Origin of the sequence: Microbacterium capsulatum (assembly GCF_030865425.1) — a bacterium.
GTDB classification, from domain to species: Bacteria; Actinomycetota; Actinomycetes; order Actinomycetales; family Microbacteriaceae; genus Microbacterium; species Microbacterium capsulatum.
On record NZ_JAVFCB010000001.1, the window covers coordinates 573,473 to 585,993 of the forward strand.

9 protein-coding genes are annotated in these 12,521 nt (G+C 73.2%); 3 read left to right on the forward strand and 6 right to left on the reverse strand.

From position 1 onward, the window contains the following. Window positions 1-7: 7 nt before the first annotated feature. From RBR11_RS02725 to RBR11_RS02735, 3 genes are all read right to left on the reverse strand, one after another. Complete coding sequence (locus RBR11_RS02725) at window positions 8-658, reverse strand: DUF2461 domain-containing protein (RefSeq protein ID WP_308487747.1); 651 nt, start codon at window positions 656-658, stop codon at window positions 8-10. Between the two features lie 3 nt (window positions 659-661). Then, entirely contained in the window at window positions 662-1,036 is a 375-nt protein-coding gene (locus RBR11_RS02730; RefSeq protein ID WP_308487748.1) for a TfoX/Sxy family protein, read from the reverse strand. Window positions 1,037-1,120: 84 nt separating this feature from the next. Beyond that, entirely contained in the window at window positions 1,121-2,386 is a 1,266-nt protein-coding gene (locus RBR11_RS02735) for an FAD-dependent oxidoreductase (protein WP_308487749.1), read from the reverse strand. A 248-nt stretch (window positions 2,387-2,634) separates the two neighbouring features. Here RBR11_RS02735 and RBR11_RS02740 point away from each other — a divergent pair, with 248 nt between their 5' ends. The 3 genes from RBR11_RS02740 to RBR11_RS02750 are packed head-to-tail and all read left to right on the forward strand — an operon-like array spanning window position 2,635 to window position 7,844. Continuing rightward, window positions 2,635-4,041: an MFS transporter gene (locus RBR11_RS02740; RefSeq protein ID WP_308487750.1), complete on the forward strand. Its 1,407-nt coding sequence runs from the start codon at window positions 2,635-2,637 to the stop codon at window positions 4,039-4,041. A 9-nt stretch (window positions 4,042-4,050) separates the two neighbouring features. Beyond that, a complete protein-coding gene (locus RBR11_RS02745) occupies window positions 4,051-6,276 on the forward strand; it encodes a molybdopterin oxidoreductase family protein (RefSeq protein WP_308487751.1) in 2,226 nt (741 codons plus the stop codon). Beyond that, window positions 6,273-7,844 carry an FAD-dependent oxidoreductase gene (locus RBR11_RS02750; protein WP_308487752.1) on the forward strand — a complete coding sequence of 524 codons (1,572 nt, stop codon included), beginning with the start codon at window positions 6,273-6,275 and terminating at the stop codon, window positions 7,842-7,844. The genes RBR11_RS02745 and RBR11_RS02750 overlap by 4 nt, the downstream gene beginning before the upstream one ends. Window positions 7,845-7,996: 152 nt before the next feature. On the opposite strand, the gene RBR11_RS02755 is transcribed toward RBR11_RS02750, so the two are convergent. From RBR11_RS02755 to nirB, 3 genes are read right to left on the reverse strand one after another with little or no spacing between them, the layout of a single operon-like run. Then, complete coding sequence (locus tag RBR11_RS02755) at window positions 7,997-9,127, reverse strand: uroporphyrinogen-III synthase (protein WP_308487753.1); 1,131 nt, start codon at window positions 9,125-9,127, stop codon at window positions 7,997-7,999. After that, window positions 9,124-9,909 carry a uroporphyrinogen-III C-methyltransferase gene (cobA, locus tag RBR11_RS02760; protein ID WP_308487754.1) on the reverse strand — a complete coding sequence of 262 codons (786 nt, stop codon included), beginning with the start codon at window positions 9,907-9,909 and terminating at the stop codon, window positions 9,124-9,126. Before cobA ends, RBR11_RS02755 begins: the two co-directional genes overlap by 4 nt. Beyond that, the gene (gene nirB, locus RBR11_RS02765; protein ID WP_308487756.1) at window positions 9,906-12,500 is read right to left on the reverse strand and encodes a nitrite reductase large subunit NirB; all 2,595 of its coding nucleotides are present in this window, start codon (window positions 12,498-12,500) and stop codon (window positions 9,906-9,908) included. Before nirB ends, cobA begins: the two co-directional genes overlap by 4 nt. Between the last annotated feature and the right edge of the window lie 21 nt (window positions 12,501-12,521).

Below are 12,521 nucleotides of genomic sequence, written 5' to 3' on the forward strand. Positions count from 1 at the left end.
GCGGGGATCAGCGCCGGCGTTCGAGCGTGGTGGCTCCGACGTTCTCGTCGAGCCAGTCCACGAGCGGGCGGGAGGCGCGGAGCACGTCCACGATGCGGGATTCGGCCTCTGCCGTGTGCAGCCAGGTCTCCGTCGCCGGCCACTGCTTCCACGCGGCGAGATCCTTGTTGCGCAGCAGGTCGGCCCGCGGGTGATCCTTCGGGAAGCCGCGGGGCGCGGTGGCGAGACGCTCGTGCGCGATGACATCGATGCCGCCGTCGGTGAGCGTCGCGAGGATCCCCTCGAGCTCCGGTCCGGTCGTGTCGTCCGCCACGGCGGAGCGCATCCGGGCGAGCTGATCCGGTGCCATCATGTGGCAGCCCGCCCCGACGCCGATCCCGCGCGCGGAGAACTCGACGTACCCCTGCCCGAGCATGGCGCTGATCGACGTCTTGTACGGCGACTTGTCCGTGCTGAAGCGGATGTCGCGGTTCGGGCGGAAGATCTTCCCCTCGCCGAACTCGTCGGCGAGGTCCGCCAGGAGCGCCTGCATCGGCGCGAGCACCTCGTCGTCGTAGACCGGGCGGTGCTCGGTCCAGTACGCCTTGGAGTTGTCCGCCTCGAGCCCGCGATAGAAGTCGGCCGCGGCCGGCGACCAGCCGGTGAACGTGGATGCCATGGTCTACGCCTTCTTCCGAGTCGCCCGCGGCTTGGGCTGCTTGGCGGGCATCCGACCGACCTGTTCCAGGGCGATCCCGATCCATTCCGAGACCCGATCCGGCGCCTGCTGCCAGTCACGCGGCAGCGACGTGTAGCCGCCCATGGCGCGCTCGGCGGGCCCGAACGGGCCGGTGCCGGGGATCGCGGCGAGTTCGGCGACGGATTCCTCGTCGAGCAGCCGTACGCCGATGTCGTCGCCGAACAGGCCGGCGAACATGTTGCCGTTCACGAACGCGCCGAGGTTGCCGAACATGGGCTTGACCTCGACGCCGGGCGTCAAGGGGACGATCGATCGGAAGAACTCCTTGGCGTCCTCCGAGGGGCGGGGAATCTGCATAGCTCAGTTATCTCACGCTCCAGCCCGAGGGGGAACGGTCCGTCCGCGGGAATTCCGGCATGGCGGTGCGCGGGCGGACCGACGTCACGGTCTGCGACGCGCCCACCCGGGTGCCCGTTCGGGCCGCGGACCGACGCCGATGAGCAGCGCGGGGATCGCGGTGAGGATCGGGACACGCCGGAGGAGGGCCACGAGCCGGGCCGATGGTCGGATCGTCGCGCCGTCGAGCGCGGGCATCACGACCCGTGCGTGCAGGAGCCGCTGCATGCCCTGGATGACGATGGTCGGGAACATCCGGCGTCGTTGCACCCGAGCCAGGATGCGGCCGGATCGCGGTCCGGCGAGGAGTCCGTTCCGCAGGGGAGTGGCGAGCAGCCGCGCGGTCGCCACCGCGTCCTGGACCGCGAGGTTGATCCCCACGCCGCCGACGGGGGACATCGCGTGCGCGGCATCCCCGATGCAGAGGACGCCGTTCGCGTGCCAGCGACGCAGCCGGTCGAGGCGCACGTCGAGGTGCTTCACGTCGTCCATCGAGGCGATCGAACCGACGTAGTCCTTGAGCTCGGGGAGGAGCTCCGCCGTCTGCGACCGCAACGCCTCGATGCCGCGTGCGCGCACCTCGGCGTCGGTGCCCTTCTTCCCGATCGCCGCGATCTGCACGTACCCCTCGCGCGGGATCGCGATGGCCCCGTGTCCGCCCTTCATCCGCGGCAGCAGGGATTCGCCGAGCCGGCCGGGCGTGTCGACCCGGTACCACCACACGTCGAAGCCGATCGGGAACTCCTGCGTGGGGAACCCGACGGCGCGGCGGACGGTGGACCAGCGTCCGTCGCAGGCGACCGTGAGGTCGGCCAGGATCCGTCCGGTGCCGCCCGGCGAGGAGTACTCGACGCCGTTCACCCTGCCACCGCCGCGGACCACGCCGGTCGCCTCGTGCTCGGTGAGCAGGGTGAAGCCGGGCTCGGCGGCCGCGGCCTCGGCGAGCAGGTCGAGCAGGTCCCACTGCGGGACCATCGCGATATATCGGTGTCGCAGGGGGAGTCGGGTGATGTCCGCCAGCACGACGTCCTCGCCGTCCTGCCCGGGGAACGCCACCCGGCCGATGAGCGACTGCGGGATCCGGTCGAACCGATCGAACAGCCCGAGATCGTCGAGGAGCGCCAGCGTCGTCGGGTGCACGGTGTCACCGCGGAAGTCACGGAGGAAATCGGCGTGCTTCTCGAGCACGGTCACGGCGACCCCGGCGCGGGCGAGCAGCAGCCCGAGGACGAGACCGGCCGGCCCGCCGCCCACGATCACCACCGTCGTGCGCCGCGGCGCGCCGTCCATCGATGCTGCAGCGTTCGACATGTCACGTGCCTCCGTCCGCATGGAGTCGAGCCGGTCGCGCGCGCGAGGGCGGTCACCGCGTCACGCGGATCACACTACGCCGGACGGGAACGACCAGCACGAGAACCGCGACAGATGCGGCGCACGCGGCACCTCACAGCAGCACGCCCCGTCGGAGAGGAGTTCGACACGCAGTCGTTACGGTGCGCGCGAAAGTCGGAAACACGGAGTTCCTAGCGTGGTCGCACACGCAACCCTGGGAGGTCCGCATGACCGGCATCGCCACGAACAGCACGCCCACCCACACGGCCGAGAGCCCGGCGACGGGCTCCGCGCTCGCGTTCCTGCCCGGACGATGGATCTCCGGATGGAACGCCGAGGACCTCGAACAGTGGCGCACCGGCGGATCCGCCATCGCGCAGCGCAACCTGCGCTGGTCGATCTTCGCAGAGTTCCTCGGCTTCGTGATCTGGCAGCTCTGGTCGATCGTGGTCGTGGCGCTGCCCGCGGCGGGATTACACTTCACCGTCTCGGAGACGTTCTGGCTGATCTCGATCCCGAGCCTGGTCGGCGCGACCCTGCGCTTCCCCTACACGTTCATGGTGCCGCGCTTCGGCGGACGCAACTGGACCGTGGTCTCGGCGTTGCTGCTCCTGATCCCCGCGCTCGGACTCGCACTGTGCGTCTCCAACCCCGCCACGTCGTTCCCCGTGATGCTGACGGTCGCCGCGCTCGCCGGACTCGGCGGCGGAAACTTCGCGAGCTCGATGGCGAATATCACGTTCTTCTACCCGCAGCGGCAGAAGGGCTGGGCGCTGGGGCTCAACGCGGCCGGAGGCAACCTCGGCGCGGCCGTCGCGCAGTTCGCCGTGCCGATCGTGATCACTTTGGGCGCCGGAGCCGCTCTGCATCTTCCGTCGGCCGGTCTCATCTGGGTGCCGCTGATCCTGATCGCCGCGGCGGGCGCCTGGCTCCGGATGGACAACCTCACCAGCGCCCGTGCCGACATCTCGGCCTCCCTGGCCGCGCTGCGCTACCCGGAGCTGTGGCTCATGGCGCTGCTCTACATCGGCACGTTCGGCTCGTTCATCGGGTTCTCCGCCGTGTTCCCGAAGCTCATCGCGGACCAGTTCCCCGTCTTCACCGCCTTCCCCGTCGGAGGCGCCATGCTGTCGCTCGCGTTCGTCGGGGCTCTGGTCGGATCCCTCGCCCGCCCCTTCGGCGGACGGCTGGCCGACCGGTTCGGCGGCAGCGCCGTGACGATCGCGGCGTTCGCGGTGATGGCGCTCGGAGCACTCGCGGTCGTGCTCACCCTGCCGCTGCACTCGTTCTGGCTGTTCCTCGGCTGCTTCCTGCTGCTGTTCGTCGCCAGCGGCGCCGGCAACGGCGCGACGTACCGGATGATCCCGACGCTGTTCGCGCTGCGGTCCGGGGGCGGCACGCACTCCTCGTCGGGGGACGCCGCCACGCAACGCGCCGCCGCGGCCGCTCTCGGGATCGTCTCCGCGCTCGGCGCCTACGGCGGCTTCCTCGTCCCGCAGGCGCTCGGGCTCTCCAAGGCGGCGACCGGTGGCTACGCCGCCGGCCTCGGCTGGTTCGTGCTCGCCTATGCCGTGCTGTGCGCCGTGACGGTCGTCGTGCTGCTGCGCGGGCGCCGCCGTGGGACGCGGATCTGAGGGATCGCGATGACCGCCTCCCCGCCGCGGACGGCCGCCGCCTCGCCCTCCACGGCGGACACCCACTGCCCGTACTGCGCCCTGCAGTGCGCCATGACGCTCACTCCGGATCCGGACGTCTCCGCCCCGGTGCGCGTGGAGGGGCGGATGTTCCCGACCAACCGCGGCGGGCTGTGCAAAAAGGGGTGGACCTCGGCCGCGCTGCTCGCCTCCCCGGAGCGGCTCACCACGCCGCTGATCCGCGAGGACGGCGTGCTTCGGCCGGCGGGCTGGGACGAGGCGCTCGGGCGGATCGTGTCCTCACTGCGCGCGATCCGCCAGGAGGACGGGCCCGACGCGGTCGCCGTGTTCGGCGGCGGCGGGCTCACCAACGAGAAGGCCTACCTGCTCGGCAAGTTCGCCCGACTGGCGCTCGGCACCTCGCGCATCGACTACAACGGCCGGTTCTGCATGTCGTCCGCGGCGGCGGCAGGGAACCGCGCCTTCGGGATCGACCGCGGTCTGCCCTTCCCCGTCTCCGACCTCGATGACGCCGACACGATCCTGCTGCTCGGCTCGAACGTCGCGGCGACGATGCCGCCGCTGCTCGCGCACCTCGCGGGCGCCCGCGCCGCCGGCGGCCTGATCGTCGTGGATCCGCGCCGCTCGCAGACCGCCGAGCTCACCGCGGACGGCGCAGGTACGCACCTGCAGCCCGCTCCCGGCACCGACCTCGTGCTGCTGCTCGGGCTGACCCACGTGGTACTCGCGGACGGGCTCGCCGATGGCGACTACCTCGCAGCACGCACCACCGGGGCCGACGTGCTGCGCCGCAGCGTCGCGCCGTGGTGGCCCGAGCGGGTGCAGGCGGCGACGGGGGTGCCGGTCGCCGCGCTGCGCGAAACGGCGCACCGGCTCGCCCGCGGCCGCGGCACCTACATCCTCACCGGGCGGGGCGTAGAGCAGCACGTCGACGGCACCGACACCGCGACGGCGGCGATCAACCTCGCCCTCGTGCTCGGGCTGCCGGGACGGCCCGGGTCTGGCTACGGCACGCTGACCGGTCAGGGCAACGGTCAGGGCGGACGCGAGCACGGGCAGAAGAGCGACCAGCTGCCGGGGTACCGGAAGATCGCCGATCCCGCCGACCGGGCAGCGGTCGCGGCCGTCTGGGGTGTGGATCCGGACAGCCTGCCCGGACCGGGCGTTCCGGCCGTGCAGCTGCTCGGCATGCTCGGCCGGCCCGAGGGCGTGCGTGCGCTGCTCGTGCACGGCGCGAACGTCGTGATCTCCGGCCCCGACGCGGAGGCGGTGAGATCGGGCCTGGGCGCGCTCGACCTGCTCGTGGTGTGCGACTTCGTGCTCTCGGAGACCGCGGCCCTCGCCGACGTCGTGCTCCCGGTCACGCAGTGGGCCGAGGAGGAAGGCACGCTGACGACGCTCGAGGGGCGGATCATCCGTCGCCGCCGCGCGCTGGTCCCGCCCGCCGGGGTGCGCAGCGAGCTCGAGATCCTCGCCGACCTCGCGGCGCGTCTGGACGCGCCGTCCCAGTGGCCGACGGATCCGGCGCTCGTGTTCGCGGAGCTCGCCCGCGCCTCCGCGGGCGGGATCGCGGACTACTCCGGGCTGAGCCATGCGCAGCTCGACGCCCAGCTCGACGACGGCGTCGCCGCGCACTGGCCCTATCCCGCGGGCTCGGAGGGGACTCCGCGTCTCTTCCTCGAGCGGTTCGCGCACCCGGACGGCCGGGCGCGGCTGGTGCCGGTGCAGCCGCGGGACCGCGACCCGGACCCGCTCGAGGAGGCGCCGTTCGAACGAGCGATGCCGGGGGAGGGCGCGCCCGCCGTGCTCACGCTCATCACGGGTCGCCTGCTCGAGCACTACCAGTCCGGGGCGCAGACCCGTCTGGTCGCCGAACTGGCCGAGGCGCAGCCCCGCGCCCGGGCCGAGCTGCACCCGGCCACGGCGGCCCGCCTCGGCATCGCCGACGGGGATCCGGTCACGGTGCGCAACCGGCGCGGACGCGTCGTCGCCGACGCCCTCCTCACCGAGCGGATCCGCCTCGACACGGTGTTCCTGCCGTTCCATTTCGCCGACGCGGAGTGCGCGAACCTGCTCACCGCCGCAGAGACGGATCCGATCTCGGGCATGCCGGAGTTCAAGCGCACGACGGTCGTCGTCGCCGCGGGCCGGCGACGGGGCGGGGCCGCGCCGGTGGGTGCCGCGCAGGTGCGTGCCGCGCAGGTGCACGCATGACCGCCTCGCTGCGCGTCGTGCTGATCGGCTACGGTCCGGTCGGCGCCCGCTTCGTCGAGGAGCTGCTGCCCGCGGTGACGGGGGGGCGGGTGTCTCTCACCGTGCTGGGCGCCGAGGCGGAGGACGCGTACAACCGGGTGCTGCTCGCCGAGTACGCCGTGGGCGCCACCTCGCGGGAGCGCCTCGAGATCGCCGACACCCGCGCGGCGCAGGCGGCGGGAGTGCGCATCAGACTCGACGAGACCGTGATCGCGATCGACCGCCCCGGGCGGCGGGTGCGCACCTCGGCCGGCGACGACATCGGCTGGGATCGCCTCGTGCTGGCCACGGGCGCGCGCGCGAACGTGCCGACCCTGGGCGGACTGGAGCGCACCCGGCACGAGCGCGGCGCGGCGCCGACGGCCGGCCGCGACGGCGGGCACCGTCCGCTGCCCGCGGGTGTACTCGCGATGCGCGACATCGCCGACGCCGAGGCCGTGGCGCCGGTCGTCGCCGGGGGAGGAGCGGTCGTCGTGCTCGGCGCCGGCGTGCTCGGCATGGAGTTCGCGCTGCTCGCCGCCGAGCACGGGGCGCGGGTCACGGTGGTGCACCACGGCGCGGCGCCGATGGCGCGCAACCTCGACGAGGCCGGCGGCCGCATGCTCGCGCGTGCGGCTCGCGGGCTGGGACTGCGGATCGTCGCGCATGCACGTGCCGAGACCGTCGAGCTCAGGGACACCCCGGCGGGCCGGGTGTTCGACGGGATCGTGTGCGCCGACGGCGCCTACCTGCGCGGGGACCTGCTCGTGCTCTCCTGCGGCGTCGCCCCGCGGGTCGAACTCGCGCTCGCCGCCGGGCTGGCGTGCGCGACCGGCGTGCTCGTGGACGCCGACCTGCGCAGCTGGACGGATCCGGACGTGTTCGCGATCGGGGACTGCGCGCAGATCGCGGACCCCGAAGACGCCGATGCCGCAGGTCGCGTGCCGGGGGCGCCCAGCGGGATGATCGGCCCGGGCTGGCGGCAGGCCGCGGCCGTCGCGCGCCGGCTGCGCGAGGAGGCGGCGGGGTTCGCCGCGAGCCCGGTGGCGACGGTCGCGCGGCATGAGCGCCCCACCGCGCTCATGCTCAAGGCGACCGGGATCGACGTCGTGTCGGGCGGCGCGTACGCGGCGGAGCCCTGGGACGCCGACGCCGAGGTCAGCGTGTGGATCGACGCGGCGCGGGGGGCGTATCTGAAGACCGTCGTCCGCGACGGCGTGCTCGCCGGGTTCGTCTCGGTCGGCCTGCCTCGCGCGGGGGCCGAGCTCACGCTGCTGTTCGAGCGGCGCGCGGCGCTCGTGGCCGACCCCGCGACGCTGCTGCGACTGGATGCGGCCGACGCCGGCGCGGTCGTCGCGACCGACGACCCGCTCGGGCCGGAGGCCACCGTGTGCTGGTGCAACGGGGTGACGGCGGGCCGCATCGCCGACGCGGTGTCGAGCGGGTGCGGCACCGTCGAGGAGGTCGGCGGATGCACGCGTGCCGGCACGGGCTGCGGCGGCTGCAAGGGACGGATCGCGGCGCTGCTGGCGGCCACCCCGGTGGCCTGAGAAGGCGGGCGCAGGGCGCACGCCTATTCAGGCGATCACGTCGGATCAGGCGGATCCGGATCCGTTCCGCCTGATTCCGCGTGTTCGCCTGTTGTCGCGTGGCGCGTGGAGGGCCGCGTGCGGGCCGGCGAAGGGGGGCCGGGAGCGGGTGCTCAGACGTCGAGCCGGTACCCGCGCTTCACCACGGTGGCGACGAGGCCCGGCGTCGCGAGGCTCTGCCGCAGCCGGCTGAGCGAGACCTCCATCGTGTGCTCGTCGCCGTCCACGGATTCGGAGAGCTCGCGTCGCGACACCACGGCGCCCTTTGCGGCGACCAGCGCGCGGAACAGCGTCACCGAGGTGGGCGTGAGCCGCACCGGCGTGCCGTCCACCACGGCGACGGTGCCACGCAGCTGCACGTCCCCGTGTCGCGTGCGCACACGCAGCGTCGCGCGGTCCGCGAGGTGTTCGCAGACGAGGCGGATGAGCGCTCCCATGCGGAAGCGGTCGGGCTGCAGCGCCGCGATCCCCGCGCCGAGCAGGGGCGCGGACGTCACCGGACCGACGCTCGCGGCGACGACGTCACGGCGCAGGGCGGCCACGACCTCGTCATGGCGGCCGCGGGCGAGGGCGGCGATGAACAAGCCGTCGACCGCGGGGGCGCTGGTGAAGGTGACGCAGTCCAGCTGCCGGGTCGCGATCGCCTCGACGAGCCGGGTGACCCGCTCATCGTCGTCGTCCGCATTCGACCACGCGTAGGGCGCCACGGTGAGCACGTGCATCCCGGCCTGTTCCAGCCGTCTCAGCTGCTCGTGGTCGGTCTGGCCGTGCAGCTGCACCGCGACGGTCGTGCCCGCGCCGAACTCGGCGATCGCGCGGTCCACGAGGGACGCCGTGGTCTCCTCGTCGCTCATGCCCTCGTCGTCGAGCCCCGCCGCGCGCACCGCCCCGCGCGCCTTGGGACCGCGCACCAGGATCGTCGCCGCGGACAGGGCGTCCTGCAGCCTCGCGCCGAACCCCGCCGCATCGGCGACCTCGAACCAGCGCCGCATGCCGTAGCTGGTCGTCGCCAGCAGGAGGTCCGGTTCTGCGGCGACGATGTCGCGGGTGTCGGCGATGACCGGCCCGTCGTCGTCCGCATGCCGCATCCGCACCGTGGGGGCGTGCAGCACGGACGCGCCGCGGCGCTCCAACGCGTCGATGAGGTCGGCCGAACGGCGGTCGCTGGTCACGCCGATCCGGAAGCCGGACAGCTGTTCCGGCCCGAATCCGGTCACCGGCGCGGCGGAGTCGACGGGCGTCATGGCGCGTCCCCGGCGCGCGCCGTGGCGTCCGCGAGCAGCGCGACGGCCTCCGGATCCCGCTCCTGGACGAGCCGCACGACCTCGCCGATCACGATCACCGCGGGGGAGTGCACACCGGCGGCGTCCGCCGCCTCGCGGATGCCGGCGAGGTCGGAGACGGTCGTGCGCTGCGCCGCGGTGAACCCGCGCTCGACGATCGCGACGGGCGTGCCCTGAGGCATCCCGTGGCGCATCAGCGCTGCGCTGATCGACGGAAGATTCGAGACGCCCATGAGCACGATGATGGTGCCGCCCAGCCCGGCGAGGTGCTCCGCCTCCGCCGCGGACAGCGGAGCGTGTCCGGATACCACCGTGAACAGCCGCGACAGGCTGCGGTGCGTGACCGGGATGCCGGCGGTCGCGGGCACTGAGATCGCGCTCGTCACCCCGGGGATGACCCGCACCGGCACGCCGGCCGCGTGGCAGGCGGCGGCCTCCTCGCCGCCCCGGCCGAACACGAACGGATCCCCGCCCTTGAAGCGCACGACCCTCGCTCCCGCGAGCGCCCGTTCGATCAGGAGGCGTTCGATCTCCTCCTGCGGGATCGCATGATGACCGGGGCGCTTCCCGACGTCGACGAGCTCCGCCTGGGGCGCGAGCTCGTCGAGCACGGCGTAAGGGGCGAGCCGGTCATACAGCACCACGTCGGCGTCCTGCAGCGCGCGGACCGCGCCGACCGTGAGCAGATCGGGGTCGCCCGGTCCGCCACCGACGAGGACGACGGAGCCGACCGGCGCGGTCATGACGACTCCCGGGCGGACATCGCGTCGGCGCGCACGGGGATCGTCGTCCCGGCGAGCGGCACCACGCCGGCCGCGCGCTCTTCGGCCTTCGCCGGCCGCAGCTGTCCACGTTCCTCGACGCGCGCGATGGAGGGATCCGCGAGACCGGGCTCGTTCACGAAGGAGCGGAACCGGCGCAGCCGCTCGGGGTCGGCGAGCGTCGCCGCCCACTCGTCCGCATAGGTGTCGACGTGCTGCGCCACCGCAGCCTCGAGCTCGGCGGCGAGGCCCAGGGAGTCGTGCACCACGACATCGCGGACATGGTCGAGGCCGCCGTCCAGATCCTCGATCCAGCGCGCGGTGCGCTGCAGCCGGTCGGCGGTGCGGATGTAGTACATGAGGTACCGGTCGATGTAGCGCACGAGGGTGTCGTCGTCCAGATCCGAGGCGAGCAGCTGCGCATGGGCGGGCTGAAAGCCGCCGTTCCCGCCGACGTAGAGGTTCCAGCCCTGATCGGTCGCGATCACGCCCACGTCCTTGCCGCGCGCCTCGGCGCATTCGCGGGCGCATCCGGAGACGCCGAACTTGAGCTTGTGCGGGCTGCGCAGGCCGCGGTAGCGCAGCTCCAGGGCGATCGCCATCCCCACCGAGTCCTGCACGCCGTACCGGCACCACGTGGATCCGACGCAGCTCTTCACGTTCCGCAGCGCCTTGCCGTACGCCTGACCGGATTCGAAACCGGCGTCCACCAGCACCCGCCAGATGTCCGGGAGCTGATCCAACCGTGCGCCGAAGAGATCGATCCGCTGACCGCCGGTGATCTTCGTGTACAGCCCGAAGTCCTGGGCGACGCGGGCGATCACACCGAGCTTCTCGGGGGTGATCTCGCCGCCGGGGATGCGCGGGACGACCGAGTAGGTGCCGTCCTTCTGCATGTTGGCCAGGGCGCGGTCGTTCGTGTCCTGCAGCGGGCCGCGCCCGCCGTCGAGCAGGTACTGACCGTGCTGGGTGGCCAGGATCGAGCCGACCGCGGGCTTGCAGATGTCGCAGCCGCGCCCGCGCCCGAGACGGGTGATCGTCTCATCCCAGCTCGTGAGCCCGAGCACGTGCACGGACTCGAAGAGCTCCTGCCGGGACAGCTCGAAATGCTCGCACAGCGCACGCGAGACCGTCGCGCCTGCGGCGCTGAGCTCGGCGTCGAGGAGCTTCTTCACCAGCGGGAGACAGGATCCGCACTGGGTGCCCGCGCGGGTGCAGGTCTTCAGCTCGGCGAGGTCGTGGCAGCCGTCGCCGACCGCCGTGCGCACCGTCCCTGCGGTGACGTTGTTGCAGGAGCACACCATCGCGTCGTCCGGAAGTGCGCCGCCGGACGGCGGCTCGGCACCCGCGGCGGACAGATACGCGGCGGGCTCGGCATCGAGGACCCGGCCGAGCAGCGGACGCAGGCCGAGGTACGGGGTGGCGTCGCCGACGAACACGCCGCCGAGCAGAGTGCGGGCGTCGTCGCTCACGACCAGCTTCTGGTACAGCCCGCGCGCGGGATCGGCGTACACGATCTCGAGCGCACCGGGCTCGCGGGCGAACGCGTCGCCGAAGCTCGCCACATCGACGCCGGAGAGCTTGAGCTTCGTGGCGTCGTCGATCGTCGTGAACGCGGCATCGCCGCCGAGCAGCCGGTCGGCGACGGTCTCGGCCATCGCGTTGGCCGGTGCGACCAGTCCGATCGTGCGACCTTCGATGGCGGCGACCTCGCCGATCGCCCAGATCGACGGATCCGAGCTGCGGCAGGCCTCATCCACGATCACCCCGCCGCGCGGCGCCGTCTCGACGCCCGCGGCCGCGGCGAGTTCATCGCGCGCCCTGATGCCGATCGCGAACACCACGATGTCGGCCGGGACCGTGCGGCCGTCGGTGCAGACCACCTCGACCGGGCGGCTTTCGGGGCCGAGCAGGATCTTCTGCGGCCGGGTGCCGAGGTGCAGGTCGACCCCGCGAGCCGCGATCAACCGGCCCAGGGCCTGACCTGCACCCTCGTCGAGCTGAGCGGACATCAGCCAGCCGCCGGAGTGGATGATCACGGCATCGGCACCGAGTGCGGCGACGCCTCCCGCGGCCTCCAGCCCGAGCAGACCGCCGCCCGCGACGGCGACGCGCGGGGCGCGGCCGAGCTCGTCGCCGAGCGCAGCGACCTCGGCGACGAGCGCATCCACGTCGTCGATCGTGCGGTACACGCGGGCGGTCGCGGCCCCGGGGATCTCCGGAACGGGTGCGGCGGATCCCGTCGCCAGCACCAGGTCGTCGTAGCCGAGCACGTCGCCGGTGGACGTCGTCACGGTCTTGGCCGCGCGATCGACCGACACCGCGGCCTCGCCGATGCGCAGCGAGACCGCCGAGTGGTCCCAGCACGACGCCGGGTCCAGGGTGAGATCGGCGGTTCCGTCCGCGAGGCGCTTGCTCAGCTGCACGCGGTCGTACGGGAGATGCGGCTCCTCGGCGAGGACCGTGATGCGATGCGCTGCGGCCGGCTCATCGGCGAAGCGCGACAGCAGGGCCTCCACGAGCCGGTGGGCGGCGGGGCCGCCGCCGACGATGAGCGTGTTGCGGGACGTCATACGTGCCCCCTCCGGTTCGGT

Bases quoted from the DNA above. Each gene is read 5' to 3' on its own strand.
- RBR11_RS02725 (WP_308487747.1), bottom strand. From the start codon at position 658: ATGGCATCCACGTTCACCGGCTGGTCGCCGGCCGCGGCCGACTTCTAT.
- RBR11_RS02730 (WP_308487748.1), bottom strand. From the start codon at position 1,036: ATGCAGATTCCCCGCCCCTCGGAGGACGCCAAGGAGTTCTTCCGATCG.
- RBR11_RS02735 (WP_308487749.1), bottom strand. From the start codon at position 2,386: ATGTCGAACGCTGCAGCATCGATGGACGGCGCGCCGCGGCGCACGACG.
- RBR11_RS02740 (WP_308487750.1), top strand. From the start codon at position 2,635: ATGACCGGCATCGCCACGAACAGCACGCCCACCCACACGGCCGAGAGC.
- RBR11_RS02745 (WP_308487751.1), top strand. From the start codon at position 4,051: ATGACCGCCTCCCCGCCGCGGACGGCCGCCGCCTCGCCCTCCACGGCG.
- RBR11_RS02750 (WP_308487752.1), top strand. From the start codon at position 6,273: ATGACCGCCTCGCTGCGCGTCGTGCTGATCGGCTACGGTCCGGTCGGC.
- RBR11_RS02755 (WP_308487753.1), bottom strand. From the start codon at position 9,127: ATGACGCCCGTCGACTCCGCCGCGCCGGTGACCGGATTCGGGCCGGAA.
- cobA (WP_308487754.1), bottom strand. From the start codon at position 9,909: ATGACCGCGCCGGTCGGCTCCGTCGTCCTCGTCGGTGGCGGACCGGGC.
- nirB (WP_308487756.1), bottom strand. From the start codon at position 12,500: ATGACGTCCCGCAACACGCTCATCGTCGGCGGCGGCCCCGCCGCCCAC.